The sequence below is a fragment of the Nocardia sp. NPDC003269 genome (assembly GCF_042888005.1).
Classification (GTDB): domain Bacteria; phylum Actinomycetota; class Actinomycetes; order Mycobacteriales; family Mycobacteriaceae; genus Nocardia.
Map to the genome: position 1 here is coordinate 207,267 of NZ_JBIAPA010000005.1, position 26,395 is coordinate 233,661.

The following is a 26,395-nucleotide window of genomic DNA, read 5'->3' on the forward strand; positions in this document are numbered from 1 at the left end:
GGGCTAGAGTCGAGTGATGGGCATCGACTGTTCGATGGTTGTCTCCGCACCCCGCGACGAGGTCTTCGCCTGGTTCGCCCGGCCCGGCGCGTTCACCCGCCTGGCGCCGCCCTGGCAGCCGGTCCGGCTGCTCAGCGAGTCCGACGACCTGGCCCGTGGCGCCGCCGTGCTCGGTCTGCCGGGCGGCCTGCGCTGGGTCGCGCGCCACGATCCGGCCGCCTACGACCCGCCCCACCGTTTCGCCGACACGACCGCGGTCGAGGGCCTGGCCTCCGCGCCGATCGGCCGCCTGCTGCCGTGGCGGCACACCCACGACTTCACCGCCGTCGACGACACCCACACCCGCGTGGCCGACCACGTCGACACCCCACTCCCCGTCCGCCTGCTGCGCCCGATGTTCGACTACCGCTACCGCCAGCTCGCCGACGACCTCGCCGCCCACCGGCGCGCCGCCGAGGCGGGTTTCACCGCGCGCACCATCGCGGTCAGCGGCGCGACCGGCATGGTCGGCACGGCGCTGTGCGCGTTCCTGTCGACCGGCGGTCACCAGGTCGTCCGGCTCGTGCGCCACGCGCCGTCCGGTCCAGCCGAACGCCGGTGGGACCCGGCCGATCCCGCGCCGGACCTGCTCGACGGCGTCGACGCGGTGGTGCATCTGGCGGGCGCGCCGATCGCGGGCCGGTTCACCGAGGCGCACCGCCGCGCCATCGCCGACAGCCGGATCGGCCCGACCCAGGCGCTGGCCGAGACCGCCGCCCGCTGCGGCGTCGGCACCTTCGTCTCCGCTTCCGCCATCGGCTATTACGGCTACGATCGGGGCGACGAGATCCTCACCGAGACCGGCGATCCCGGTGACGGTTTCCTCGCCGAGGTGGTCACCGGCTGGGAGGCGGCGACCACGGCCGCCGGTGGCCGCGTGGTGCAGGTCCGCACCGGCATCGTCCAGTCACCCACCGGCGGAACACTGCGGCTGCTGCGGCCGCTGTTCACGGCAGGTCTGGGCGGCCGGATCGGCGACGGCACCCAGTGGCTGTCCTGGATCGGTCTCGACGATCTCCTCGACATCTATCACCGTGCGCTCTGGGACGATTCGCTCGTCGGCCCGGTCAACGCGGTCGCCCCCGATCCGGTCCGCAACAGCGACTACACGGAGGTGCTGGCCCGGGTTCTGCACCGGCCCGTGCTGCTCCCGGTCCCGTCGTTCGGCCCGGCGCTGCTGTTGGGCGAGCAGGGCGCGCGGGAGCTGGCCGCGGCGAGTCAGCGGGTGTCCCCGGCCCGACTGGCCCAGGCGGGCCACGTCTTCCGGGGCCCAGACCTCGAACAGACGCTGCGTCATCTGCTCGGTCGCTGACTCACCCCCGCGCGAGGACGAACTGCCCGACGTCGAGATACCCCGACCGGAAGCCCGCCTCCGAGTACGCCAGATACAACCGCCACATCCGCACGAACGTCTCGTCGAACCCGAGCGCGCCGACCTCCGTCCGCGCGTTCTCGAACCGTTCCCGCCACATCCGCAGGGTCCGTGCGTACTGCGCGCCCATCGAGAACTCCTCGTGCACACCCAGATCCGTCGCCCGCGCGACGGAGTCCTCGATCGCCCGCACCGACGGCAGGAATCCACCGGGGAAGATGTACTTCTGGATCCAGGTGTAGGTGTGCCGGGTGGCGAGCATGCGCTCGTGCGGCATGGTGATGGCCTGGATCGCGGCCCGGCCGCCCGGCGCGAGCACCCGGCCGATGGTCGCGAAATAGGTGTCGAGGTATTCGTAGCCGACCGCCTCGATCATCTCCACCGAGACGACGGCGTCGTAGCTGCCGCGCACCCCGCGGTAGTCGAGCAGGTCCACCCGCACCCGCTCCGTCAGTCCGGCCGCCGCCACCCGGTCCAGCGCCGCCGTCCGCTGTTCGGTCGACAGCGTCACGGTGTGCACGTGCGCGCCCCGCGCCGCCGCCCGGATCGCGAGTTCGCCCCAGCCGGTCCCGATTTCGAGCAGCCGGGTGCCGGAGCGCACGTGCGCGCTGTCGAGCAGTCGGTCGATCTTCGCGTGCTGGGCGGTGGCGAGATCGGCGGCGGGATCGGTGAACAACGCGGCCGAATAGGTCATGGTCTCGTCGAGGAACAGCCCGAAGAAGTCGTTGGACAGGTCGTAGTGCCGGGCGATGTTGCCGCGCGTGTTGTCCTCGGAATTGCGTTCGGCGGCCGGATGTCCGGCGACGTAGAGGCGGCGCAACCGGGCCAGCGACCGCGGCACCAGCTCGTCGACGTGGGCGGCGAGCACGGTCAGGACGCCGACGAGATCGGGCGCGTCCCAGTCGCCTGCCATGTACGACTCACCGAAACCGATGAGCCCGGCCGCGCCGACCCGGGCGGCGAAGTCGCCGGGCCGGTGCAGCACCAGGCACGGCACCCCGGTGGGCGCGCCGACGACGGTGCCGTCGGGATAGCGCACCGCCAGCGGCAGCCGCCGGGTCAGGCGGCGCACCAGCGGGTCGACCGCCCTCGCCGACACGCCCGCCCGCAGCCCGCGCGGCACGGCCAGATCCCACCGATCATGCTCCGGCACAGCGGGATTCGCGGTGGTGTCCACGGTCGTCATCGGAGCGCCTCCTCGGGCACGGCCGCCGGACGCGGCACGACCGGCAGTCCCCGCGCCCAGAGCCGCACGCCCTGCCAGCGGATACGCGCGGCCACGAGCAGCGGCGGGATCGGATCGGTCAGCACGGCGCGCAGGATCGCGCCGGTGGTGGCGGGCACGCAGCGGCCCGCGACGGTGGCGACGAAGATCGGCCGGTCGGTCACCAGCGTGATCGACACCCGCAGCGCCGCATCCGGCTCGGGTACGCGCAGCCGGTACTCCCCCGCCACCGGGTTGAACGGCGAGACGTAGAACTCCTTGCCGACCCGGGCCCGACCGTCGTCGTCGGGCCGCAGCAGGTAGCGGTGCGCGCCGCCGTAGGTGTTGCGCACCTCGGCGATCACGCACACCGGCGCGCCGGACTGGTCGCGGCACCAGTACAGCGTCAGCGGATCGAAGACGTACCCGAAGGAGCGCGCGCCGGCCAGCATGAGCACCCGCCCACCCCGCAGGTCGATGCCTTCGGCGGCTAGGTACCCGTCGACGGCAGCGCGCAGCGAGCCACCGCGTTCGCCCAGGTGGTCGCCCGCGTCGAAACCCGCGAACGGCCGCAGCCACCACGGCCACCGGGGCACCCGGTCCAGATCGACCAGCCAGCTGTGCCCGCGATAGCGGAAGGCGTGCCGGACCGGCGCCAGCCGGGTGTGCCGGATGTCGGTGCGGATCAGGCGCGCGGTCACGTGGCCGCCACCAGGTCGGGCACCGGTCCCGTCCAGCGTCCGCCGAGTCGCTCGGCGGCGCGCAGGCCCGACAGCGCGCCGTCCTCGTGGAACCCCCACCCGTGGTAGGCGCCCGCGAAGGCCGTTCGGGCGCAGCCGAGTTCGCCTGTCCGAGCGCGGACGGCCACCGATTCCGGGGTGTAGAGCGGGTGTTCGTAGGTCATGGTCTCGAGCACCGCGCCGGGATCGATGCGGTCGCCGTCGCCCAGGGTCACCAGGAAGCGCCGGTCGCCGGTGTCGTCGAGGCGCTGGAGCCTGGTGAGGTCGTAGGTGACCAGGACGCGGTCGGGTTCGGCGCCGCAGGCGGGCAGGCGGTAGTTCCAGGACGCGCGTGCGCCGGGAGCGCGCGGCAGCAGCCGGGAATCGGTGTGCAGGACAGTGTGATTCACCGAGTAGGGCATCGCCGCGAGGATGACGCGTTCGGCGGCGGTCGGTTCGGCCAGCAGGGCCAGCGCCTCGTGCGGGTGGGTCGCGACCACCGCGGCGTCGAAGTCGTCGACACCGTCGTCGGCGGTGCGGACGGTGACCCCGTCCGGATGCCGATGCAGCGCCCGGACCGGGGTGACGACCCGGACCCGGTGCAGGCGGCTGGCGACCGCCGCGACATAGGTCGCCGATCCGCCGGTGACCGTGCGCCAGGTGGGTGAGCCGAACACCGTCAGCATGCCGTGGTGCTCGAGGAAGGTGAACAGGTAGCGGGCCGGGTAGCGCAGCGCGGTGCGCGGATCGCAGGACCAGACCGCCGAGATGAGCGGTGCCAGGAAGTGGGTGCGGAAGTAGGCGGAGAACCCGGCGTCGGCCAGGAATTCGGCCACCGTGCGTTCGGTCGCCGCGCTCGTGGCGAGTTCGGCACGGGCCAGGCGGTGGAATCGCGGCACCTCGGCGAGCAGCCGCAGATACCGGCCACGCGCCAGGTGCCCGGGGCGCGGGAACAGTCCCGGCAGCCCACGCGCGCCGGCGTATTCGAGTCCGCAGCCGTCGCAGCGCACCGACATGCTCATGTCGGACTCCCCGGTGGCGATGCCGAGTTCGCCGAACAGCCGCCGCAGGGTCGGGTAGGTGCGGTCGTTGTGCACGATGAATCCGGTGTCCACGCCGAGGGTTTCGCCGTTGCCCGCGACCACGCGGTGCGTGTCGGCGTGCCCGCCGAGCCTGCCCTGCGCCTCGTAGAGCGTGACCTCGGCCGAGCGCGCGAGCACCCAGGCGGCCGTGAGCCCCGCGACTCCGCTACCGATCACCGCTACCCGGCGTGGCCCATTCGATGCGTGCATGCGATTCCTCCGGTCGTCCCCGGACTACGGGCGGCCGATCCACCCGATTTGAATCAATTATGCATCGTTTGGTGCGCGGCGGCCAGCCGTCAGCGCAACACCTCGACCGCGCCCGCGAGCGAGGCGATGCGCGCGACCGAGGGCGGCAGCAACGCCGCGTCCCAGCCGGGGCCACCGACGAAGACCCGCGCGCCCGCGTCGAGACCGGCCAGCACGGCCGAGGTCAGCGCGGTCGATTCCCGCTGCGACCACAGCAGCAGCGAGGTGGGCCCCGCGGGCCGGGCCAGCGCGCCGACCAGCGCGATCGTCGGCACATCGGCGCCCAGCATCCGGGCGCCGACGCCCTGCTCGGCCAGTGCCGCGCGCAGCACTTCCAGCGGCAGCGAATGGGTCTCCCCGCCGGTGCAGGCGAGGACGACGGTCCGGTCGGCGACCACCGGCGCGGTCTGCACCCGCTGCATCACCGCCGCGATCGACCACGACAGCAGATGCTCGACATCGATGCAGTTCTCCCCCACGCCCTGACGCGCCACGATGTCGGCGAAGGCGGGGCGGCACAGCTCGTCCCAGGTGCGGATCACGCCGAAGGCGCGCACGTGCGCCTCGACCAGGTCGACCGAGGTCGAGGAGTCCAGGGCGAACGCGGCGTCGATCAGCTCGCCGCGGTTGCCCGCCAGCACCGCGGGTCCCCGCGCGGCCGCCGCGGCGCCCGCCGGGCTCGCGCCGTCGCGGATCAGCGTCACCATGCGCTCGAGCAGGGCGATATCGGCTTCGGTGTAGAGGCGATGGCGGCCGGGACGGTCTTGCGCGGGCCCGATGGCGTAGCGGCGATTCCAGCTGCGCAGGGTGGCCGTCGGGATGCCGAGACGATCCGCGACCGCGCGCACTGTGTACCCGGCCGCGTCGGAGACAGGGGCGGAACCGGCGGGCATCGTCCCATTCTGACCGATGCCACCGCGCCCGCGTGTCACGGCCGTGTGGCGGCGGGTCGCGGCGGCCAGGCCAGCGCCGTGCTCACCGCCCCGATCAGGCCCCAGACCAGCGGCACCGCGATCGCGGTCCGGCGCAGGCGCGGTTCGACCGCGGCGCCGAGGACCAGCGCGTCGGCGAGGTCGGCCGCGATGCGCGCCCCCGCGGCGGCGCGCGCGACGCGGGCGTCCGGCGCCAGCACCATGGCCGCGCCGGAGATCGCGTCCCGGCACCCGACCATCCGGGCCAGCGCCCGACTGCCCGCCCGATCCGACTCCCATCCACACGGCCGCAACAGCACCTCGGGGCGTGCGGCCACACTCACGCCGTAGGCGGCAGTCACCACACCGAGCAGACGGAACGGCCACTCCCGTGTCATCGGGAACTCCTCTCGCCGGATGCATCGATTATGCATCGTTCATTGGTAGTCTGTCAGTACCAACGATCCGAGGAGTTCTCGTGCGCATCGCCCGTTCCTCCGTTCCGCTACTCGCCTGCGCGGCCGTGGCGCTGGTCCCGGCCGCCGCTTCCGCCGCGCCCCCGGCGCCGGTGCCGTCGCTCGATGTCGAGCGGTACCTGGGCGTCTGGCATCAATTGGCCGCGATCCCGGCCCCGTTCAGCCTCGACTGCGCCGGCGACACCACCGCCACCTACACCCTCGACGACGCCGGCGACGTCGGCGTCTACAACCGCTGCCGCACCTGGTCGGGCGGCACCGCCGAGATCCGGGGCACCGCGACGGTGACCGATCCCGTCACCAGCGCCCAGCTGCACGTCTCCTTCCCGGGCGTGCCCGGCCAGGATCAGCGCACCGGCGCCCCCAACTACATCGTCACCGCGCTCGGCCCGGACTACTCCTGGGCGGTCGTCACCGATCCCAGCCGCCTGTCCGGCTTCGTGCTGTCGCGCACCCCCGCCGTCGACGCCGCCACCTGGAACGACATCGACGCCGCGATCGTGGCCGCGGGCCAGAACACCTGCGTCTACCTGACCACCCCGACCACCGGCGGCCGCTCCGACATCACCCCGCTGTGCGCCCGATGAGCGTCTCGATCGCGCTGTTCACCCGCGACCTGCGCACCGCCGACAACCCGGTCCTCACCGCCGCGCACCGCGAGAGCGACGCCGTGGTCCCGGTCTTCGTCGTCGACGACCGCATCGTCCCGGACCGCTGTCCGCCCAATCGCGCCGTCTTCCTCGCCACCGCCCTGGCCGAACTCGACGAGCGCCTGCGTGGCATCGGCGGCAGGCTCGTGGTGCGCCGCGGCGAGGTGACCGAAGAACTCGCCCGGCTAGTCGCCGAGACCGGCGCGGGCGCGGTGCATCTCGCCGAGGACGTCAGCGCCTTCGCCACCCGCCGCGAACAGGCCCTGCGCGAGCGCCTCGCCGGAACGGACTGCGTGGTGCGCACCCACAGCGCGGTCGTCACCGCCGCCGACCCCGCCGTCCTCACCCCCGCCACCGGCCGCGACCACTACGCCGTGTTCACACCGTATTTCCGCCGCTGGGTCGACTCCCACCAGCGTCACCCGCTCGGCACTCCGCGCAACCTGTCGGTGCCCGACGTGGCGAGTGATCCCCTGCCGACACCCGGAGACCTGTCGACTGGCGACCCGTCCCCGAACTGCCCGCGCGGCGGCGAGATCAGCGGCCGGGTCCTGCTGCGGAAGTGGCTCGCCGGCCCGATCGAGGACTACGCCGACCGCAACGACGACCTCGCCGCCGACGCCACCTCCCACCTCTCCCCGCACCTGCACTTCGGCTGCCTGTCCCCCGTCGAGATCGTGCACCGCACCGATCTGTCCGACCCGGGCGGCCACGCCTTCGCCCGCCAGCTCGCCTGGCGCGACTTCCACCACCAGCTCCTCGCGGCCCGCCCCGACACCGCCTGGACCAGCTACCGCCCCGGCCCGTTCGCCGTGCGCACCGACCCCGACGCCGTCACCGCCTGGAAACAAGGCCGCACCGGCTACCCGATCATCGACGCCGCCATGCGCCAGCTCGTCACCGACGGCTGGCTCCCCGGCCGCGCCCGCCTGATCACCGCCTCCTTCTTCGCCAAATCCCTGCGCCTGGACTGGCGCATCGGCGCCGCCCACTTCCTGCACTGGCTCGTCGACGCCGACCTCGCCAACAACCAGCTCAACTGGCAGTGGGCCGCGGGCACCGGCACCGACACCCGCCCCAACCGCACCCTCAACCCCCTCCGCCAAGCCGACCGCTACGACCCCGACGGCACCTACACCCGCACCTGGCTCCCCGAACTAGCCCACCTCCCCGGCCCCACCATCCACCGCCCCTGGCGCACCGCCCTCCCCCACACCGTCTATCCCCCACCACTCCTCGACGTCGCGGGTATGTGACACGCAGTTCCACCGCCCGGCGATGATCGCGGCCACTAGCATCTGTTCGTATGCCCGCGTTCGTTTTCAGCCTGCGCTACGAAGATGCTGCCAACTGGGCCATCTGCAAGCAGTCCGGCCTGATCGGGGTGCGCTCCAGCCCGTCGGCCGTCCGGAGTGCCGCACAAGTCCGCGTCGGCGACACCATCTTCGTCTGGCGTGGCGGCGGCCAGCGTCCAGGCTCGGGTCTACTCGCCATGCTCACAGCGACGGACCCGGCCCGACCGGCAGTCAATTCGCCCTGGCCTGAACCCGAGATCTACACCTACGTAGTGCCGTTCACGCTGCGACGAGAACTCCGCAACGCGATCCCGGACCGGTTCCCCGACAATCGACGAGGAATCCGATTCGGCATACAGAACACCGACCTCCAGAAGGGTCTGCGTCCGTTGTCGCCGGACTCGGTGGCCAAACTCACCGCCTGCTTCAGTGGATAGCGCCACTCACATGCGTTGACCTGCAGTGATCTCGTCTATCGGGCCGATGTCGGTGTGCCTTGCTACTTTTCGCTCGTTCGAAAGACGCACGAGCTCAGCGAGGATCCATGACGACCGCCGAAACCACCTACCTGGAACTGTCCGACGACACCGGTTCCTCGCACAAGTTCTACGAGGTGATCGTCACCGGCACCCAGGTCAACATCCGCTTCGGCCGGATCGGCGAGCAGGGTCAGTCCAAGGCGAGTTCGTTCGCCACGGCGGAGAAGGCGAAGTCGGCCGCGCAGAAGAAGATCGGCGAGAAGGTCCGCAAGGGCTACGCGCCCGCGGTGATGGGTGGGCGGCAGCGCCGCGCGGTGACGCGGCGGGTGATCACCAGCCAGCGCTCGACCGCCAAGAGCGCTCCGGTCCTGTGGCGCTTCGATTCCGGCGCGGCCGCGTTCGGCATCTTCGTCGACGAGCAGCGCTGCTGGGTCGGCAACGAAAACGGCGAGGTCTACACCCTCACCCCCGACGGCGTGGTGACCAACCGCTACCAGCTGCCCGACGGCGTGAAATGCCTGGTGGCCGACGACTTCTGGATCTACGCGGGCTGCGACGACGGCCGCGTCTACGACCTGTCGGGCAAGGTCCCGCGCGCCGCCTACGACGTCTCGGCCACCGACGTCTACTGGCTCGACATCCACGACGGCATCCTCGCCGCCTCCGACGCCGCGGGCGGTCTAACCGTCATCGATCACGAGGAGGAGTCCCTGTGGTCGGCCCGCAGCACCGGCTCCTCCGGCTGGATGGTGCGCCTCGACCCGACCGGCGTCTACCACGGCCACAGCGCCGGTGTCACCAAGTACCACCTGGAAACCGGTGCCACCCAGTGGCATTCGCCGACCAACGGCTCGGTCCTGTTCGGCTGGCAGGAGACCTCCGACGTCTACGCGGGCACCTCGGCCAACCGCGTCGAGGAGATCACCAAGCAGGGCGTCACCACCCGCGCCTACCAGTGCGACGCCGCCGTCTTCTCCTGCGCCGCCTCTCCCGACGGCCGCTACGTCTTCGCCGGCGACTCGCACTCCTCGGTCTACTGCTTCGACGCCACCGGCACCCGCCTGTGGAAGCTGGCCACCGGCTGCGGTTCGGCCTACTCCATGCAGTACCACGACGAGAAGCTGTACCTGGTCACCACATCCGGCGCGCTGGCCTGCCTCGATGTGAGCGAATCCGCCGTCCGCGACGCCGACCAGGGCGTGCTGCCCAGCACGATCTCGGTCAAGGCCCCCGAGATCTCGGCGGTCACCGCCTCCAGCACCCTCGAGGTCACCGCCGACGCGGGCACCGGCATCGTCGTCGAATGCGTCGAACACGGCGGCTCGCTGCGCGTGCACGTCGTCAGCCCCGGCTACGAACGCGGCTGGAACGTCCAGTTCCCCCGCGACATCCGCCAGGCGGGCACCCGCTACGTCGTCGACGCCGTCACCGAATCCGCCCGCGGCGGCTTCTACCGCGTCCGCGGCGACATCCGCCGCCTGAGCTGATCGCGGTGTCGGTCGGCGGAACCGCCGGGTTCCGCCGACACGATGCCACTCAGAAACTCTTGTGCGGCACCCCGACCGTGAGCCCACCGTCGACGACGAACTCCGCACCGGTGGAATACGACGACTCGTCCGACGCCAGGTACGCGACCAGCGCCGACACCTCGTCGGGCTCGGCCGCCCGCTTCACCGGAATCTGCAGGAAGTCCGCCGGAATCCCCTCGGTCATCGGCGTGCTGATCAGGCCGGGATGCACCGAATTCACCCGGATTCCCTGCGCCGCCAGCTCCAGGGCCGCCGACTTGGTGAGCCCGCGCACCGCGAACTTCGTCGCCGTGTACCCGTGCAGACCCGGGCTACCGCGCATCCCCTCGACCGAGGAGATGTTCACGATCGATCCGCCGCTGGTCATCGCGGGCACCGCCGCCTGCATGCCGAGGAACGTCCCGGTCAGGTTGATGTCGATGATCCGCTGCCACTCCTCCAGCGCGAAGTCGACGAGCAGGTTCCCGTTGACGATCCCCGCGTTGTTCACCAGCACGTGCAGCCCGCCGAAGGTCTCGACCGCCGCCGCGACGACCGCGGCCCACTGCTCGGGCTCGCGCACATCCAGGTGCCGGTAGATCGCGGCGTCGCCGAGCTCCTTGGCGACGAGGGCACCCTCGTCGTCGAGCACGTCACCGAGTACCACCGACGCGCCCTCGGCGACGAACCGGCGCGCGTGCGCCGCGCCCATTCCCCGCGCTCCGCCGCTGATCACCGCGACCTTGCCCGCCAACCGTCCCATGTCCACATTCCTCTCGACAGAACTGAGCCACTCTCACCGTAGGAGCGCGGCTCCGATCGCGTGGAGATATGCCTAAATGAACGGTCGACTCTCAGGAAAGCCGCACGCTGATCACCCACCCAGGAGACGTCGCACTATCCTGACGGCGGTGACGGTCCCCAGTTCTTCCCGCGCGAGCAGCCGCGTCGACGACCGGCGAGCCCAGCGGCGCGACCGATTCCTGCTCGCCGGACTCGCCGTCTTCGGTGACGCCGGCTACCGCAACAGCTCCATCACCAGCATCTGCAAGGCCGCCGGACTCGCCCGCGCCCAGTTCTACGAGCACTTCGCCAATCGCGAGGAACTGCTGCTCGCGGTGTACGACGCGGTGCAGGTCGACGCGCGCCAGGCCGTCGCCGCGGCGGTCGCCGACACCGCCGCCGCCGATTTCGTCACCCGGGCGCGGGCCGCCATGCGCGCCTACGCGGAGTCGGTCGGCTCCGATGTCCATCGCGCGCGGGTCTCGTTCGTCGAGTGCGTCGGCGTGAGCGACGAGTTCGAGCGGCACCGGATCGAACAGCGCGAGGTCTGGGCCGACTTCTTCGCCACCGAATTGCGCCTCGCGCTCGGCAAGGACTTCACCCCCGTCGGCGGATATCGCACGGCGGCAACCGGATTCATCGGCGCGCTGATGGCGCTGGTGCACCAGTGGAGCAGCACCGAGCCGCGCACCGGATTCGACGATCTGGTCGAAGTCCTCACCCGCTTCCTGGTCGCCCTCACCCTGCCCTGACCCACTTGCCGAACGGCTCCGGCACGCTGTAACGTGCGGCACAATTTAGACGACGGCGTCTAAAACTGAACGAAGGGGTGCCGCGTGCCCGGTACGCGAAGAAGATCCGACGACAGAACGCGGACCGGCCTGCTCCGCCGCTGCGCCACCGCGGGCGCCGCCGCGCTCGGCACGCTGCTGATCCTCAGCGGCACACCGGCATTCGCCGATCCCTACGACGGTCCGGTGCAGCCGGCCCCGCCGTTCCTCAGCGCCCCGGCGATCCCGGAATTCGACGGGTTCTACCGCCCGCCGGCCGAGGTGATCGCCACCAAGCAGCCGGGCGAGATCATCGCCGCGCGCGAGGTCCGCGTCGCCAACTTCTCCCTGCTCCCGGTCGATGTCGACGCCTGGCAGGTCTCCTACCGCTCCAACAACAGCTACGACCAGCCGATCGCGTCGGTGGCCACCGTGCTGAAGCCGCGCGGCGAGGTCGCGCCCGGCACCCGCAACCTGCTCTCCTATCACATGGCCGAGGACTCGACCGGTCAGTACTGCGCCTCCTCCTACGCGGTGCAGCAGTGGTCGATTCCGGGTCAGCTCACCGGCCAGTCGGTGGCCTCGATCTCCTTCCTCGAGGTGCAGGTCGCGCTCCAGCAGGGCTGGGCCGTCGTCGTTCCCGACCACCAGGGCCCCAACTCCGCCTTCGCCCACGGCCCGCTCGCCGGTCGCATCGCCCTCGACGGCATCCGCGCCGCGGAGAACTTCACCCCGCTCGGCCTCGACGGCGCCGCGACCAAGGTCGGCATGATGGGCTACTCGGGCGGCTCGGTCCCGACCATGCACGCCGCCGAGCTGGCCGCCACCTACGCGCCCGAGCTGAACATCGTCGGCGCGGCCTCCGGCGGCACCGACGCCGACCTCGGCGCGCTGGTGAACCTCGCCAACAACAACGCGGCCTCGGGCGTCGTGTTCGCCGGCATCATCGGACTGGCCCACGAGGAACCGGAATTCGCCGCCTTCCTGCGGCGCACCGGCACCCCGCTCGCGCAGGTGCTGCTCGACGCGAAGGACCGCATGTGCGTCACCTACCAGGCGCTGTCGCTGCCGTTCATGAACATCAAGGGCCTGCTGAACACCCCCGGCGACCCCCTCGATTCCCCGGAGGCGAAGAAGGTCCTCGACCGCACCCGCATGGGCAAATCCACGCCGACCATGCCCGTGTTCCTCTACCAGGCGAACATGGACTGGCTGGTCCCGGTCGGCCCGGTCAACACCCTCTACGGCACCTACTGCCAGGACCCCGCCGCCCGGATCACCTACACCCGTGACCATCTCAGCGAACATCTCTCACTGGAACCGATCGCGGTCCCCAGCGTGATGATGTGGATGCGCGACCGCTTCGCGGGCGTGCCGGTCGAGTCCGGGTGCACGCTCACCGATGTCGGCACCATGACCCTCGATCAGCGCACCTGGCCGGAATGGGTGGCGATCGTCGGCGAGACGCTCGCCGGGCTGTTCGGCGCGCCGATCGGCAAGTGACCGAGGCTGGTCTCCGGTACTTCGGTGCCGGAGATCAGCAGGTGAGGTTGGCGGCGCCGTACGAGGAGAACGACACGTGCACGTGGTCGTAGTGGTTCTGGGTCGGGCTGCCCCGGTCCTCCATGTACGACCAGCCGCCGCCGTCGTTGAACTGCTGCTGCCAGATCACGTAGGTGACGCCGAAGCGCGCCTTGTTGGCCAGCACGAACGCGGCGATCGCGTCGCCCTGCGCGGGGTTCGAGGTCATGATGTCGAGCGCGAGGCCGGCGCCGTGGTCACCGTCGAAACGTCCGTTGGCACCGCCGATGTCGGAGAGCCCGAACATCTTCTGCACCATGTGGCTGACCTGCGCGACGTGGGGCTGGGTGCCCTTCCACTCCGTCGAGCACAGGTACTTCAGCTTCGAGGCGGACAGCGTCGCCGATTCGTCGTCGGCCGCGACCGGAGCAGGCGCGATGGTCGGCTCGTCGTGGGTCAGCGCGGGCAGGACGTCGACCTCGACGGCGGACGGGGTGTGCGGCACGACGGCCGCGACCTGCTGCACCTCGGTCCCGCCCGGCCGGAACGCCATCCAGAGCATGCCGGGAACCGTTGCTGCGAGGCTGCACACAGCCAACGACATGCGCCCCGTCGGAGGAGCGGGGGTGCGATGTTGACCAGGCACTTTATCAATCACCAGCTACTGTCGAGAACAAGGTCACTGCCAGATTACGAAATGGTCGCGAAAAAGTCACGCTCGTGCGGCGGGTTGCGCACGATCGGACCAGTATCCCTCACGAAACGCGATCATGCGGCCCTTACGTCACCGCGGAGTACGCTCATTTTCATCCGCGTCGGTGCTGACGACCTGGAGGTCGGCGATGGACGTACTTCTCGGAATCGGAACGCGCAAGGGATTGTTCCTGGCCCGCAGCTCGGACGGCCGGGCGAGCTGGACGGTGAGCCCGCCCCAGTTCCCGGTCGCCGATGTGAAAGCCCTGGCCATCGACACCCGCCGGACAACCCCGCGCCTGCTCGCCGGTGTCCTCAACAGCCACTTCGGCCCGACACTGGTGGCCAGCGACGATCTCGGCGAGACCTGGACCGAACCCGACGACGCCCCACTGGCCTTCCCCGACAGCACCGACGCCGCGCTCCAGGGCGTCTGGCAGATCGCGCCGGCCACCGAGGCCGAGCCGGAGGTGGTGTACGCGGGCGTCGAACCGTCGGCCCTGTTCCGTTCCACCGACGGCGGAAGGACTTTCACGCTGGTCAGAGGCCTGTGGGACCACCCGCACCGGCCGCAGTGGGAGCCGGGCGGCGGCGGGCTGGCGCTGCACACCGTCCTGCCGCATCCCACCGACACCCAGCGCCTGGCCGTGGCCATGTCGACCGGCGGCGTCTACCAGACCACCGACGGCGGCGCCTCCTGGACACCGACCAACAAGGGCGTCACCGCCGACTTCATGCCCGGCGAGCTGCCCGAATGGGGCCAGTGCGTGCACAAGGTCGTCCGCGACGCCGAAACCCCCAGCACCCTCTATCTCCAGAACCACGGCGGCGTGTTCCGCAGCACCGACGACGGCACCACCTGGCAGTCCATCGACGCCGACCTGCCGCCGTCGAATTTCGGCTTCCCGATCGTCGCCCATCCCCGCCGCCCCGGCGTCATCTACACCTTCCCGCTCGTCGCCGACATGGACCGCTTCCGCTTCCCACCCGACGCCACCTGCGCCGTCTACCGCAGCGACGACGGCGGCCGGACCTGGTCGGCGCGCACGGACGGCCTTCCGACGGTGCCGTTCTGGGCCGCCGTCATGCGCGACGCGATGACCGCCGACGACGCCGACCCCACCGGCATCTACTTCGGCACCCGCAACGGCGAGGTCTATTGCAGCCCCGACGAAGGCGACCACTGGCACCTGGTCGCCGACAAGCTTCCCGACGTCCTGTGCGTCCGCGCCGCCGTCATCGGCTGACCCATGGCCCGCGTCCTGCTCCCCTCCGCCCTGCGCCCCTACGCGAACGGCGCGCACGAACTCGACATCGACGCCCCCACCCTGCGCGAGGTCCTCGACACTCTCCGCGACCGGTCCCCCGCGCTGGAACGGCGTCTCCGCGACGAGCGCGGCACTCTCCGCCGCTACGTCAATTTCTATGTGGACGGCGACGAGTGCCGCACCTTGAACGGCGTCGACACCCCGCTGACCACGAACACCGAACTGATGATCATCCCGGCCGTCGCCGGCGGGTAGACCGCAGCACGGCGATCCACCGCCGCGGCTCACACCGGAACCATCGCCGCCTCCTCACCGTCGGCCGTCCGCGCCCGGCGACCCGGTAGCGCGAGCGCCACGACGGCACCGAGCAACGACAACGCCGCACCCACCGCGATCGCCGGACCGAATCCGTCGACGAATTCCCCCGCCGACCCGTACCCACCGAATCCGGCGAAAACCGCCACTACCACGGCGATCCCGAACACCCCGCCGAGTTCCCGCATCATGCTGTTGGCCCCCGCGGCCTTCCCGATCGACCCGTGCTCCACCGCCCCGACCACCGCGCTCTGCGCGGTCGGAATCGCCATGGACACCCCGATTCCCGCCACCACCAGCGGCAGAATCAATGCCGGATAAGCCATTCCGGGATCGGCGACGATCGCGATCCAGCCCAGCCCGATCGCCTGGAGCGTCAATCCCACGGTCATCAGCGGACGCTCCCCGATCCGATCGGCCATGACCCCGGCCAACGGCGCGCAGAAGAACAGGGTCAAGGTCCACGGCAGCAACCGCAGCCCGGCGCCCAGCGGCCCGTAGTGAAACACCATCTGGAGGAACTGCGCGAAGAAGAACACCGCGCCGAACAGCGCCGCGAAGGTCAGGAAGATCGCCGCGTTCCCGGCCGCGAAGCCACGGGAGGTGAACATCCGGATCGGGAACATCGGTGTGCGCGTACGGGATTCCCACACCGCGAAACCGAGCAGCGCGATGATGCCACCACCCAGCGTCAGCAGGATCTCCGGATCCGTCCAGCCCACGATATTGCCGCGCACCAGCCCCCACACCACGCCCAGCGCACCACCGGTCACCAGCCCCAACCCGACACCGTCGACTGCGGTATCGGGCCCGAAGCTCTCCGGAATCCGCACCAGTACCAGCGGAATCGCCAGCAGCCCGATCGGCACGTTCACCCAGAAGATCCACTGCCACGACAGCCCCTCCGCGACCGCTCCGCCGACCAGCGGCCCGCACGCGACCGCCAACCCCGTCACCCCTTCCAGCACCCCGATCGCCCCACCCCGCCGCTCGGGCGCGAACGCCGCGGTGACCAACGCCAACGCCAAACTCATGATCAGCGCCGCCCCCGCGCCCTGCACCACCCGCGCCGCGATCAACATCCCGGCCGACCCCGCGACCGCGCACGCCGCCGACCCGGCGACGAAGATCGCGAGCCCGACCGCGAACATCCGGCGCCGCCCGAACCGGTCCCCGAGCACCGCCGCGGTGATCAGCAGCACCGCGAAACTCAGGTTGTAGCCGTTGACGGTCCATTCCAAGGTCGCCAGCGAGGCGCCGAAATCCTCGCGCAGCGTGCCCAGCGCGGTCGCCACCACCAGGGTGTCCAGCGCCGCCATCATCGAGGCGACGGCTCCCAGCGCGAGCACCCAACGCTGCGTAGCCTTCGACACTGTCGGTATCTCCATGGGGTGTCCTTCCGGTCGATCGAGCCCACACACATACCGACCGGACACACGAACAAACTCATCGCGCGCACACCGATGACTTCTCGCCGAGCAGCCGGTCAGTACTAGCAGGGGACCCCTGTGCCCGGAAGGACGGCGAATGACCCAGACCGACGAGTTCGCGACCCGCACCCTGCCGTACCGCCGCGAACTCCTGGCCCACTGCTACCGCATGCTCGGCTCCCTCGACGACGCCGAGGACCTGGTCCAGGAGACCCTGCTGCGCGCCTGGCGCGGCTACGCCGACTTCGAGGGCCGCGCGTCCCTGCGCACCTGGCTCTACCGCATCGCCACCAACGCCTGCCTCAACGCGCTCGAGCACAGCAGCCGCCGCGTCCTCCCCTCCGGCCTCACCGGCCCCGCCGACCACCCCGACCAGCTGCGCGGCGACGCCGACACCGTCCCCTGGCTACAACCCATCCCGGACATCCTCATCGAACCCGAGTCCACCGACCCCGCCGCGATCGTCGCCACCCGCCACACCACCCGCTTGGCCCTGATCGCGATCTGGCAGACCCTGCCGCCCCGCCAGCGCGCCGTCCTGATCCTGCGCGATGTCCTGCACTGGAAGGCGACCGAGGTCGCCGACCTCCTCGACACCACCCCGACCGCGATCAACAGCACCCTGCAACGCGCCCACGCCACCCTCGCCGCCCACACCACCGACGCCGACCACATCACCGAACCCGACGACCCCGCCACCCGCGCGATCCTCGACCGCTGGGCGACCGCCTTCGCCGCCGCCGACATGGCCACCCTCGCCACCCTGCTGAAGTCCGAGGCCGTCTGGGAGATGCCCCCGATCCCCGATTGGTTCCGCGGCCGCGCCCGCATCCTCCACCTGATCGCCACCCAGTGCCCGTCCCGCGCGAGCACCGTCCGCATGATCCCCACCGCCGCGAACGGCCAACCCGCCTTCGCCGTCTACATGAACAGCGAAGCGCACTCCATCCAAGTCCTCACCGCGACCGGATCCGGCATCGACCGCGTAGTCGCCTTCCACGGCCCAGACCGCTTCCCGCCCTTCGGTTTACCGCTCACCTTGGGCCTTCCGCTTCCACCCGATCCGCCCCACCAGCCGCGTGAACCGCTGCGCCAGTACCGATGACGCCCGAGGCGCGGCGGGAGCACCGGCGATCATCCCTGGCCCGGGGTGGTGCGGCGACCGATGACGCACCGCCGCCTCGATGAGCCGATCGAGTTCCGTCCCGTAGTCGGTGATGAGCGATTTGAGCAGCTCGTTACGGACCCGAGGGTCATATCCGGAGTACTCGGCGAGCATCGCCGCCTTGTACCGATCAGCCGACGCCCGGAACATCGCCGCGTCCTGCATGGTCAGCTGGCCCGAGGCCATCAGCGACCGGATCCGGGCGAAGGCGGGTTCCTCGATCTGCACCCGGATCAGTTCGAGCAGTTCACGATCCGGCACCGCTATCGCCCCCGGTCGATTCGATCCTGCGCGATCTCCGCCTCGGCGAGGCGTTCCTTGATCCGCATGTCGGTCCGCACCGCCTGCTTGGCCGTCGCGACCTTCCGCTCGAGCTCGGCGCCCGCCTCCGCGATGGCGCGGACCGGGTTGGTACTCAGCTCGGCGGACGGTTTCCGCCGCGGCCGCTCGGGCCTGCGTTCGATATTGCTCATGACGGTTCCTCTCCTCGCGCCTACGTCACCCGGATCCGGCGCAGTTCTTTCGCGAGGTCCTCGACGAGGCTGTCCTCCAGCATCTGCCGCACCTCGGGATGCCACCCGTTGTCGGCGTGCAACTGCATCAGGCAGTCGTTGAACCGCTTGGCCGTCACCGATTGCAGGGCCACCCGCTTGGCCACCCGCGCGTCCTGCATCGCGACCTGGATCTCGATGCTCGCGCGGTGCACCGAGAGCACGACCTCCTTGATCGCGGTGACCACGGGATATTGCAGCGCCATCACCACCGCTTTGATGACCAGCTCACTGACGTCGTTTCCATTACGCGCCAACTCGTTTCGCGGGTCGACGACCCGGAACGGAATGTCGGGCACAAAGTCGCTCAAGAATTCCTCCGTACTTTCATTCGAACAGAACCACACCGATAACGGTCAGCACACCCAGCCCACCGATGGTGAACAGGGTGAGCAGGAATCCCTGCACGCACGTGCTCAACACCGTCCCGACCGCGACATCGATGAGAAAGAGTTCGAGATCGGCGTCCTCGTCGCCCCGCCGTGCTTTGCGCTGCCTGCCGAGCAGGCCGGTGACCGGATAGGCGAGCAGCTGCCGCGCGGTGCGCAGCGCCCCCTCCTCCCCCTCCAGCTCCTCGAAAACAGTGACCATCAGCCATTTCACCGCGGGCACGACAATGAACTTGGCGACGCTCACGCTGACGACGAGAATCAGCACTGCCTTGACTATCGACCACAGCACGCGCGAAGACCGAGCCCTCTCGAACGACCACAGGGATGCCGAAAAGAAGCGACAAGCCGATACCTCGGGTAGCGAACAAACGCACCGAGCTGGGGAAATTCTACCGCCGGAAATCGGCATGGCAAGCTTGATTCGTTTGCGGCACTAGGCATTTAGCAAACGTTGTGCGAATCGCCGGTGTCGGCGATCTCCGTGGATAGCCCCGGGCGCCTTACGCGACCCAGTCACCTGGAACCGTCACGTGGAGCCAGTTCTCACCCGCACGCGCATCGGCATGGCGCCAATCGCGTTGGCGTTAGTCCAATTCGAGCGCACGATAAGCCGACGACTACTGCGCGGCGCCGAGGTCTCGTGATGGTCGCGCGCCCAGCGGCGTCAGAGCCCGTACTTGCGCACGAACTCCTCGGTGAGATCGACGGCGGGAACCCCCAGATCGGCGGCCCTGGTCTCGACCGTCGTCTCCTCGATGAGCTCGGCAGGCTCCGGCGGCAACTCCCGCCAGCGCGCTCGCGGATCACCTTCGTGCTGCTCGGACATGGCCGCTCCCCTCGTTCCCTCTCCAGCGTAGCCGAGTTCGGCAGGCGGGCATCGCGCGATCAGCGCCGGTCATCCAGACCGCATACGCTGTTCCCGGCCGTGCCGCTCACGGCCGAACGAACAGACGAGGGGACAGTTCCGTGGGGGAAAGCACCAGCGCCGACCGAGCACGCACCACCGTCGACGATCCGCCCACCTCGCTCCCCACCCTGGAACGCCCTCTCGGCCGCCTGGCCCGGCCGCGAGCACTGGCCGCTGCTGCCGGCACGGGTCTGCTCGCGGGCGGCGTAGCGCTGGCGCTCGTCAGTCAGTACGGCACCACCGCGGTCTCCGTGGACGACAGGTTCGCCCAGCCGACCCAGGTCGCCGTGGTCGCGACCGAACTCGGCGGTCTGGCCCTGGTCATCGCCCTCGTCGCCTGGATCACCGGCCGCCGCCGCGCGATCGATCTGTGGAACCGCCAGCACACCTGGGAACAGATCGCCACCGGAGCCATCGGGCTCATCATCGCGGTCCTGGCCGGACTGGCCTGGCGCGAACACCTCCCGAGCAGCTACGACGCCCTCCGCGCCACCCTGCCCTACTTCGCCCAACTGCCGACTGCCGTAGCCGCGACGATCCTGGTAGGCACCGGAGCGATCCTCGTTCTTCCCCTCACGATCCACACCGGTGTGGCCCGCACGATCGGCCGCGGCGCCACCGCGGCGGCCGTCGCCGCAGGCCTGGTTATCGCCGCGACGGCGAGCACCATCGCGATCCGCGCCGGCGACGACAACGCCAATGTCGACCACCGCACCGCCGCCCCGACTCCGATGCCCGCCCTCCCCGCCCGCGTCGGCGCCGAGGCCTACCGACTCCAACTGCCACCACTCAACAACAGGCCCGAAGCGACGGGCCGCGAGATCATCCCGGCGGGCACCGGCTTCGTCATCGCGGGCATCGACGGCCTGCGCGCCTACGACGGCGCGACCGGCGAACTGCGGTGGCACTACCTACGCCGACCGCAGTCGGGGAAGCGCGTCTTCACCCTCGAGCGCGGAACCACCGTCGCCACCGCAGACCGTTCGGTGGTCACGACCCGCTGGGACGGCCCCCGCGACCAGCGCCGCCGCATCACCTTCGACGCCGTCACCGGCCAGATCCTGTGGACCTCCGACGACGACAACGATTTCGCCGACCTCGACGAGGACCGCACCACCCGACTGCTCGACACCCCCGCCGCGGACACCCTGATCGTCGAAACCGCCAAGGAAATTTCGGGATTCGACGCCCGCACCGCCGCCCACCGCTGGTCGACGACCCGCTCGGCAGCCGGCTGCCTCCGCACCGACGAACCCACCCAGGTCACCGCGACGACGATCTACCGACTGCTCCGCTGCGGCGCGGATTGGCGCATCACCGCGCTGAACGCGAGCACCGGCGACACCGTCGCCAGCCGCGATGTCGTCGCCGACGACGAACCCCGCCTCGAACTGCTGTCGAACACCCTCCTGGCCCGCTGGGGCGGCCGGGACAGGACCTATCTCCTCACGGACACACCGGAACAGCTCGCGAGCGCACCCCTCCGAACCGCAGGGTGGCCGTTCGCCGCGGATCCCACCGGCCCAGCTGTCCTAGTCGGCTCGGCGGAAGAGCCCGAAGCCACGCTGACGACCACCGGCGACACCGCGACTACCCCGGTCCCCGAGCTGACCCAGTGGACCGAGGGCTCCGTGCTGTTGCTGACCGACGAGATCGTCACTCTGACCTTCGACGATTCCCCGACCCTGTCCCGCTGGGACCGCCGAAACCTGTCCGCCCCCAGCACGATCCCCTTCAACAGCACCTGCCGCCCCAAGAAGACCACCCCGCAGCTGATGCCGGTCTCCTCAGCGCTCCTGACGGTGTGCCAGAACAACGAGGAAAACGGCGACGCCACCCTCGACATCATCGGCTTCCGCTGACCACACCGGCCCCGGCGAACCGGAGAGGAGAGGCGGCCGCGCGCGGCTGAGCTCACCCCCGCACAGAAGGCGACGACAGCCGCCCACCGCTATCGTGTAATCGCCACTGCCCCAACACTATCGAAGGAGCCCCCGGTGCCGGACCGCCTCGACCAGCTGACCGCGACCCTCGGAGCCCCTCCCCCGGCGGACTTCGCGACCCTCGACGTCGCCGACCTCACCCACCTCCACAACCTCACCGAATCGGCACTGGCCGCCCGCAAGGCCGCCATGGACGACGCCCTCGGAGCGGGCATGCACCTGATCCCCCGTCTGGCCCGCCCCGCCGTCCGAAAGGTCCTAGGACTATGAGCAGCGTGCGACACACGATCGCCGAGATCGCCAAGCTGGCTCGCGTCCTCGGCGTCGACCCCGCCGAACTGGATTACCTGAAGACGCAACCCCCTTCGGCCATCAAGGCATACCGGGATCAGGTCAGCGACGAGATGTCCGGCCGCGACGTCCTGCGCATGCAGCGCGTCGCCGCCGCCGTGAAACTCGTCCCGAAGCCGATCGCCGCGCTGGTCGCCGAGAAAGCACTCGGCCCGGCCCTGGCCGCCGCGGTCGCCGGCGCCGTCGAGCCCGCCCGCGCGGTCGGCATCGCCGAATCCCTGTCCCCCAAGTTCCTCGCCGACGCGACGGTCCTCCTCGACCCGAAACGCGCCGCCGAAGTCATCGCCCGCGTCCCTGACGCGATGGCCGCCGAGGTCGCCCAAGAACTCATCGCCCGCGGCGACTACCTCACCATGGGCCGCCTGGCCGGCGCCATGCCCGACTCCATCCTGTTCGCCGCCCTCCCCCAAGCCGCCGACAGCGACATCCTCCAGGTCGGCCTCCACCTCGAGGACAGCTCCCAGGCCGAACGCCTGCTGAACATGGTCACCGACCGCGTCCCCGGCATGGTGACCGCCATGTACGCGGAGGAGAAATGGGCCGACGCCATCTCCCTCCTCGACATCATCGGCCCCGAGGAACGCGCCCGCATGGCCGACATCGTCGCCGAACAAGACGACGAGATCCTCGACGGCCTCCTCACCGCCGTCACCACCCTCGACGCCTGGGACGCCCTCCTCCCCGTCGCCGCGGGCATGGCCATCACCGGCCTCCAACGCCTGGCCCAACGCCCCGTCATGCACGACCCCGCCACCCTGCAACGAGTCTCCGACATCTCCCTGGCCCAGGGCCTCTGGCTAGACCTCCTCCCCCTGGTCCGCCACCTCGACCCCGCCCAACAGCGCTGCATCGCGACCCGCGTCCTCGCCGAACCCGACCCCGCCCTCCGCGACCTGATCATCCTGGCCAGCCCCGAAGCCCCCACCATGCTCCCCCTGGCCCTGATCGTCGAAGGCGAACCCCGAACCCGAGTCCTCACCCTCCTCGACGGCCTCCCCGAACTCGACTCCCTCGTCGAACTCCTCGGCGGCGGCGACGCCAAAGCCTGGGAAACCCTCGTCGCGATCACCGACGAACTCCCCGACCGCATGCGCAAACTCCTCGTCGTCCAGGCCCGCACCTGCGGCCTCGACGAAGTAGCGTCCGCGCTGTCGAGCGACGCTTAACCAGGATCGTCACAATGATGTGACCGAGAGCGGGAACCCACCGCCGACCGTCCGCGGGTCGCTGGGGCCGAGTCACTGATCGGTCGCCGAAACTCTTCGATCATGCAACGATCCGGTCCAGCCTCTCTGCCCGTCGATGCGCACCCGACCTCCATCGAAACGACGACCGAAAGACCACCTGGAGCATCGATGGAGCGCGGGTAGAGTGACGTGATGTTGCCAGCACGTCACTGTGTTTCGCCGCTCCTTGCCGCGCTCGCCGTGGGCGTCATGCTCACTACCGGAACAGCCGGTGCCGCTCCACGTCCAGACCCCTGGGTCCAGGGACAGATCGACGCGCAAACCGAAGACGTCCCTGGATTTCTGCGCTCGATCGAGGTAGCCGGCGTCGACCGAACCGGCATCTCCGATACCGACCTCGCCATCCAGGGCCGCCGGATCTGCAACCAGATATATAGCGGACGTGGAGATATCAGCAGCGCGATGCTGCCGAACACGCGCGCGGACGACTTCCATTCCATGGAGGTCGTCGCTGGAGCGAGCATCAAATACCTCTGTCCACCGTCCGCAGAGTTTGCGGGGAACCTCGCGGACGCGGCTCCGTAGCCCGAGTAGGAGAAGCAGCCGGGGCGGGTCCTCCCTGTGGCAGTATTGCCGCCGTGCCGGAGATCGCGACAATTACTCCCGTCGATGGAGGCTGGCGGATCCGCAGTAGCTGCGGACAGGAGGTGGAAGTCGAGGACTTACGCGGCGCGACCTTCGATATCGCGAAACTGATCGATCCCGATCGCTGGTACCAGATCGCGCGCGACCTCATCCTCGTCGACACGAGCGGCACACACCTATACCCCTTCACCGTGTTCTTCGACTGGAACAACGACGAGGCGCGGATCTCCGCGATTGCCGACGAGGCGCCGCCGGCTGGATGCCGGTGGTACCTCGAAGGCCCGGGCCTACATTGCCTGCGCCCCGGCGCGACCCGGCTGGATGCAATCGCCGCTCTCGCGGTGGAACTTCGCGAAAGCTACGGAATCACAGCCGACTTCGGATACGACAAAGACGAATGGGACAACGAGCCGGACCGTATCGCGCACCTGCTGCTCAATGCCATCAACCGGGCGGAGCCGAGCGGCATCGATGATCTCCAGGTGATGCGCTTCGTCACAACGGTGCTCGGTGATGTGCACCAGAACTGATCGATAGCCTATGAACCCACGACGCGTCCTTCTCGTGTCGTCGATTCTTCTCTTCACCGGATGCACCCCGGGACAGGACTCGACTGCGCAATACACGGGGATTCCGGCCACCTCCCCACCGCCTCCGACCACTCCGACCGACGGAAACCAAAATCACTGGTGCGAACCCGCCCCGGCGCAGTGGGACCAAAAGCTCGGGCTGACAGTGGACTTCACGACGACTCCGACCGAACTGATCATCCACTACACGGCAACCAACAATCGGACCAGTACCGCGTACGTGCTCAACCGAATCCAGCAGGACACCGGCGCGGCCACACCTCGCGAGAGACACTACGTCGTACCGCGCACTGACGGTGTTGTCGAGATCAGCCAACGAGCGCTCCTGTACCGATCGCCGAACTGCGTCATACCGCGGTCGATGCCGCTACCGCCGCCCCTGGCGTCCCGGGTCGAACCCGGATCCACCCTCACAGACACCATTCACGTGCCCTTACCGCTGCATGTGATCCATCCGGAAGGACCGTCTGCGACGGAGCATCTGCCACCGCTCACCACCCCTCCCCATCCGATCTCGTTCTGCCTTGGCTTCGGGTCGACGGCCGACCCAGATCCCCGCGACCTCGACGGCGAGCCCTTGTACAGCGTCCCGACCACCGGACCGGAGACGGTCTCCTGCAGCACCCCACTCGAACTGCCTTGAACTGCCCTCGAACTCACCGCTCTCGCCGCAGCGTGACGACTCGAATCGCCGTCCTCGGATGGATGCTCGTATCCATCGTCGGCTGCTCGAACGACAAGCGGATCTGCTGGCGATAGCCGTCTGTGGAGAGATAATGTTCCCTGCCGGCACCGAACTCCGTGAATACACAGAGCAGGGCTTCTTCAACGACCAAGTATCGACAGCAGTCGTCGACGCCGAGATCGCCGAGTTCAAGCGCGAATCGGCACTCGATTGGTTCGAACCGGCGTGCCGACCTACTGGAATCTGCACTGGAGCGACGCCGATCAACTCGATTCCAACACCGGAAGCGAGCACTCGGACGGACCGAGCTTGGCCGCAACCAGATGGGTAGTGGCCCACGACCTCGGAACGGGTACCCACTGGGTATTCCTCCGAGCTGCCTGCTGACGAGCCTCCCGAACCGCTACTCCGGATCCGCGTTCAGCGCCGCCAGCGTGACGAAGATCGGCACATCAGGCGCCGCCTCCACCCCACGCCCCCGCAAGAACGCATCGATCATCCCCCACACCAATTCCCCCACCCGCCGGACGAATTCACCCGAATCCGGTTCGTCCTCACTCAACCACAGATCGGTGAGCGCGATCATCACCCCGACGATCGCCCGCGCCAGATACTCGATCCCCTCGGCATCCAACGGAATCGAATCCGCCACCGACCGTGCCCTTTTCGTGAACCGAGCCGCGACCGCACTGCTGAGGTCGTACTGCCCGGTCGCCCCGTCCCCACTCGTTCCGGCATGCGCCTGCGCCAGAAACCGGAACACATTCGGATGGTCGAGAATCCCGACGGCGTAATCTCCGAGCGCCCGCGCGATCGCCTCCCGCGGCGGCTGAAGCAGCAGCGTCAGATCGGTGCCGGTCGCGGCGAAAGCGGTATCGGCGAACCGGTTGCCGATGGCCGTGTACAGATCACTCTTGTCGGCGAACTGCCGATACAACCGCGGCTTGGTGATCCCCGCCTCGGCGGCGAAGGAATCCATGCTGACCCGCGGCCCGTCCCGATCGAGCACGCGGATCGCGGCATCGACGATGACATCCCGGCTCACCGGCGGCGGTCGGCGGCTCGGTCTGGTCACCCGTCACACCGTACACGTACCGCAAGTACGACCTGGCAGCATCACCTCGACTCGCTCCGGTAAGCACCCCGTTCGCCAGGTATGACCAGCGACACCACCCAGCCAGCCCGCTTTACATTCCCCTTCCGGACCGGCAGTAT

The 26,395-nt window shown here is 69.7% G+C and carries 30 protein-coding genes; 16 read left to right on the forward strand and 14 right to left on the reverse strand.

Going from position 1 to position 26,395, the window contains the following annotated elements:
* The first annotated feature begins 16 nt into the window (after nt 1-16).
* Complete coding sequence (locus tag ACFYWJ_RS32260; RefSeq protein WP_355279916.1) at nt 17-1,351, forward strand: TIGR01777 family oxidoreductase; 1,335 nt, start codon at nt 17-19, stop codon at nt 1,349-1,351.
* 1 nt (nt 1,352) lies between these two features.
* Here the strand turns inward: ACFYWJ_RS32260 and ACFYWJ_RS32265 are convergent, their stop codons facing one another.
* The 5 genes from ACFYWJ_RS32265 to ACFYWJ_RS32285 all read right to left on the reverse strand — a co-directional run bounded on the left by ACFYWJ_RS32265 (nt 1,353) and on the right by ACFYWJ_RS32285 (nt 5,974).
* Nucleotides 1,353-2,597, reverse strand: coding sequence for a cyclopropane-fatty-acyl-phospholipid synthase family protein (locus tag ACFYWJ_RS32265; RefSeq protein ID WP_355279913.1), 1,245 nt, complete (start codon nt 2,595-2,597; stop codon nt 1,353-1,355).
* Nucleotides 2,594-3,316, reverse strand: a complete 723-nt coding sequence (locus ACFYWJ_RS32270; protein WP_355279911.1) for a DUF1365 domain-containing protein — start codon at nt 3,314-3,316, stop codon at nt 2,594-2,596. Before ACFYWJ_RS32270 ends, ACFYWJ_RS32265 begins: the two co-directional genes overlap by 4 nt.
* Nucleotides 3,313-4,626 carry an FAD-dependent oxidoreductase gene (locus ACFYWJ_RS32275; protein ID WP_355279908.1) on the reverse strand — a complete coding sequence of 438 codons (1,314 nt, stop codon included), beginning with the start codon at nt 4,624-4,626 and terminating at the stop codon, nt 3,313-3,315. The genes ACFYWJ_RS32270 and ACFYWJ_RS32275 overlap by 4 nt, the downstream gene beginning before the upstream one ends.
* Before the next feature lie 89 nt (nt 4,627-4,715).
* Nucleotides 4,716-5,558: a MerR family transcriptional regulator gene (locus tag ACFYWJ_RS32280; RefSeq protein WP_355279905.1), complete on the reverse strand. Its 843-nt coding sequence runs from the start codon at nt 5,556-5,558 to the stop codon at nt 4,716-4,718.
* A 35-nt stretch (nt 5,559-5,593) separates the two neighbouring features.
* Nucleotides 5,594-5,974: a hypothetical protein gene (locus tag ACFYWJ_RS32285; RefSeq protein WP_355279902.1), complete on the reverse strand. Its 381-nt coding sequence runs from the start codon at nt 5,972-5,974 to the stop codon at nt 5,594-5,596.
* Nucleotides 5,975-6,054: 80 nt separating this feature from the next.
* On the opposite strand from ACFYWJ_RS32285, the gene ACFYWJ_RS32290 reads away from it, so the two are divergent.
* The 4 genes from ACFYWJ_RS32290 to ACFYWJ_RS32305 all read left to right on the forward strand — a co-directional run bounded on the left by ACFYWJ_RS32290 (nt 6,055) and on the right by ACFYWJ_RS32305 (nt 9,963).
* Nucleotides 6,055-6,639 carry a lipocalin family protein gene (locus ACFYWJ_RS32290; protein WP_355279899.1) on the forward strand — a complete coding sequence of 195 codons (585 nt, stop codon included), beginning with the start codon at nt 6,055-6,057 and terminating at the stop codon, nt 6,637-6,639.
* On the forward strand, nt 6,636-7,958 hold the full coding sequence (locus tag ACFYWJ_RS32295) for a deoxyribodipyrimidine photo-lyase (protein WP_355279897.1): 1,323 nt from the start codon (nt 6,636-6,638) through the stop codon (nt 7,956-7,958). Before ACFYWJ_RS32290 ends, ACFYWJ_RS32295 begins: the two co-directional genes overlap by 4 nt.
* Nucleotides 7,959-8,008: 50 nt before the next feature.
* The gene (locus tag ACFYWJ_RS32300) at nt 8,009-8,434 is read left to right on the forward strand and encodes a hypothetical protein (protein WP_355279895.1); all 426 of its coding nucleotides are present in this window, start codon (nt 8,009-8,011) and stop codon (nt 8,432-8,434) included.
* Between the two features lie 107 nt (nt 8,435-8,541).
* A complete protein-coding gene (locus ACFYWJ_RS32305) occupies nt 8,542-9,963 on the forward strand; it encodes a WGR domain-containing protein (RefSeq protein WP_355279892.1) in 1,422 nt (473 codons plus the stop codon).
* Between the two features lie 49 nt (nt 9,964-10,012).
* On the opposite strand, the gene ACFYWJ_RS32310 is transcribed toward ACFYWJ_RS32305, so the two are convergent.
* Nucleotides 10,013-10,747 carry an SDR family oxidoreductase gene (locus ACFYWJ_RS32310; protein ID WP_355279890.1) on the reverse strand — a complete coding sequence of 245 codons (735 nt, stop codon included), beginning with the start codon at nt 10,745-10,747 and terminating at the stop codon, nt 10,013-10,015.
* 148 nt (nt 10,748-10,895) lie between these two features.
* Between ACFYWJ_RS32310 and ACFYWJ_RS32315 the strand changes: the two genes are divergently transcribed.
* The gene (locus ACFYWJ_RS32315; RefSeq protein ID WP_355279887.1) at nt 10,896-11,519 is read left to right on the forward strand and encodes a TetR/AcrR family transcriptional regulator; all 624 of its coding nucleotides are present in this window, start codon (nt 10,896-10,898) and stop codon (nt 11,517-11,519) included.
* An 84-nt stretch (nt 11,520-11,603) separates the two neighbouring features.
* Nucleotides 11,604-13,040 (forward strand): lipase family protein, encoded by a 1,437-nt coding sequence (locus ACFYWJ_RS32320; RefSeq protein WP_387163582.1) that lies wholly within the window; start codon nt 11,604-11,606, stop codon nt 13,038-13,040.
* 34 nt (nt 13,041-13,074) lie between these two features.
* On the opposite strand, the gene ACFYWJ_RS32325 is transcribed toward ACFYWJ_RS32320, so the two are convergent.
* Nucleotides 13,075-13,620, reverse strand: coding sequence for a hypothetical protein (locus ACFYWJ_RS32325; protein ID WP_355279884.1), 546 nt, complete (start codon nt 13,618-13,620; stop codon nt 13,075-13,077).
* A 280-nt stretch (nt 13,621-13,900) separates the two neighbouring features.
* Between ACFYWJ_RS32325 and ACFYWJ_RS32330 the strand changes: the two genes are divergently transcribed.
* The gene (locus ACFYWJ_RS32330) at nt 13,901-14,998 is read left to right on the forward strand and encodes an exo-alpha-sialidase (RefSeq protein ID WP_355279883.1); all 1,098 of its coding nucleotides are present in this window, start codon (nt 13,901-13,903) and stop codon (nt 14,996-14,998) included.
* 3 nt (nt 14,999-15,001) lie between these two features.
* Nucleotides 15,002-15,274 (forward strand): MoaD/ThiS family protein, encoded by a 273-nt coding sequence (locus ACFYWJ_RS32335; protein WP_355279879.1) that lies wholly within the window; start codon nt 15,002-15,004, stop codon nt 15,272-15,274.
* A 29-nt stretch (nt 15,275-15,303) separates the two neighbouring features.
* Here ACFYWJ_RS32335 and ACFYWJ_RS32340 read toward each other — a convergent pair whose 3' ends face one another.
* A complete protein-coding gene (locus ACFYWJ_RS32340; protein WP_387163586.1) occupies nt 15,304-16,683 on the reverse strand; it encodes a DHA2 family efflux MFS transporter permease subunit in 1,380 nt (459 codons plus the stop codon).
* A gap of 178 nt (nt 16,684-16,861) precedes the next feature.
* On the opposite strand from ACFYWJ_RS32340, the gene ACFYWJ_RS32345 reads away from it, so the two are divergent.
* A complete protein-coding gene (locus ACFYWJ_RS32345) occupies nt 16,862-17,869 on the forward strand; it encodes a sigma-70 family RNA polymerase sigma factor (RefSeq protein WP_355279874.1) in 1,008 nt (335 codons plus the stop codon).
* On the opposite strand, the gene ACFYWJ_RS32350 is transcribed toward ACFYWJ_RS32345, so the two are convergent.
* The 5 genes from ACFYWJ_RS32350 to ACFYWJ_RS32370 all read right to left on the reverse strand — a co-directional run bounded on the left by ACFYWJ_RS32350 (nt 17,792) and on the right by ACFYWJ_RS32370 (nt 19,698).
* A complete protein-coding gene (locus ACFYWJ_RS32350) occupies nt 17,792-18,190 on the reverse strand; it encodes a hypothetical protein (RefSeq protein ID WP_355279871.1) in 399 nt (132 codons plus the stop codon). The two genes, ACFYWJ_RS32345 and ACFYWJ_RS32350, sit on opposite strands and share 78 nt — an antisense overlap.
* A 2-nt stretch (nt 18,191-18,192) precedes the next feature.
* The gene (locus ACFYWJ_RS32355) at nt 18,193-18,402 is read right to left on the reverse strand and encodes a hypothetical protein (RefSeq protein WP_355279870.1); all 210 of its coding nucleotides are present in this window, start codon (nt 18,400-18,402) and stop codon (nt 18,193-18,195) included.
* 20 nt (nt 18,403-18,422) lie between these two features.
* Entirely contained in the window at nt 18,423-18,791 is a 369-nt protein-coding gene (locus ACFYWJ_RS32360) for a hypothetical protein (RefSeq protein ID WP_355279868.1), read from the reverse strand.
* Between the two features lie 16 nt (nt 18,792-18,807).
* The gene (locus tag ACFYWJ_RS32365) at nt 18,808-19,137 is read right to left on the reverse strand and encodes a hypothetical protein (protein ID WP_355279865.1); all 330 of its coding nucleotides are present in this window, start codon (nt 19,135-19,137) and stop codon (nt 18,808-18,810) included.
* A gap of 399 nt (nt 19,138-19,536) precedes the next feature.
* The gene (locus ACFYWJ_RS32370; RefSeq protein WP_355279863.1) at nt 19,537-19,698 is read right to left on the reverse strand and encodes a hypothetical protein; all 162 of its coding nucleotides are present in this window, start codon (nt 19,696-19,698) and stop codon (nt 19,537-19,539) included.
* Nucleotides 19,699-19,838: 140 nt separating this feature from the next.
* On the opposite strand from ACFYWJ_RS32370, the gene ACFYWJ_RS32375 reads away from it, so the two are divergent.
* The 6 genes from ACFYWJ_RS32375 to ACFYWJ_RS32400 all read left to right on the forward strand — a co-directional run bounded on the left by ACFYWJ_RS32375 (nt 19,839) and on the right by ACFYWJ_RS32400 (nt 25,511).
* Nucleotides 19,839-21,641, forward strand: coding sequence for a PQQ-binding-like beta-propeller repeat protein (locus ACFYWJ_RS32375; protein WP_355279860.1), 1,803 nt, complete (start codon nt 19,839-19,841; stop codon nt 21,639-21,641).
* 135 nt (nt 21,642-21,776) lie between these two features.
* Entirely contained in the window at nt 21,777-21,992 is a 216-nt protein-coding gene (locus ACFYWJ_RS32380; RefSeq protein ID WP_355279858.1) for a hypothetical protein, read from the forward strand.
* Nucleotides 21,989-23,239 carry a hypothetical protein gene (locus ACFYWJ_RS32385; RefSeq protein ID WP_355279855.1) on the forward strand — a complete coding sequence of 417 codons (1,251 nt, stop codon included), beginning with the start codon at nt 21,989-21,991 and terminating at the stop codon, nt 23,237-23,239. Before ACFYWJ_RS32380 ends, ACFYWJ_RS32385 begins: the two co-directional genes overlap by 4 nt.
* A gap of 213 nt (nt 23,240-23,452) precedes the next feature.
* The gene (locus tag ACFYWJ_RS32390; RefSeq protein WP_355279853.1) at nt 23,453-23,845 is read left to right on the forward strand and encodes a DUF732 domain-containing protein; all 393 of its coding nucleotides are present in this window, start codon (nt 23,453-23,455) and stop codon (nt 23,843-23,845) included.
* A gap of 53 nt (nt 23,846-23,898) precedes the next feature.
* Nucleotides 23,899-24,435, forward strand: coding sequence for a hypothetical protein (locus tag ACFYWJ_RS32395; protein ID WP_355279851.1), 537 nt, complete (start codon nt 23,899-23,901; stop codon nt 24,433-24,435).
* Between the two features lie 761 nt (nt 24,436-25,196).
* The gene (locus tag ACFYWJ_RS32400) at nt 25,197-25,511 is read left to right on the forward strand and encodes a hypothetical protein (protein ID WP_355279849.1); all 315 of its coding nucleotides are present in this window, start codon (nt 25,197-25,199) and stop codon (nt 25,509-25,511) included.
* Nucleotides 25,512-25,583: 72 nt separating this feature from the next.
* On the opposite strand, the gene ACFYWJ_RS32405 is transcribed toward ACFYWJ_RS32400, so the two are convergent.
* A complete protein-coding gene (locus ACFYWJ_RS32405; RefSeq protein WP_387163592.1) occupies nt 25,584-26,255 on the reverse strand; it encodes a TetR/AcrR family transcriptional regulator in 672 nt (223 codons plus the stop codon).
* Between the last annotated feature and the right edge of the window lie 140 nt (nt 26,256-26,395).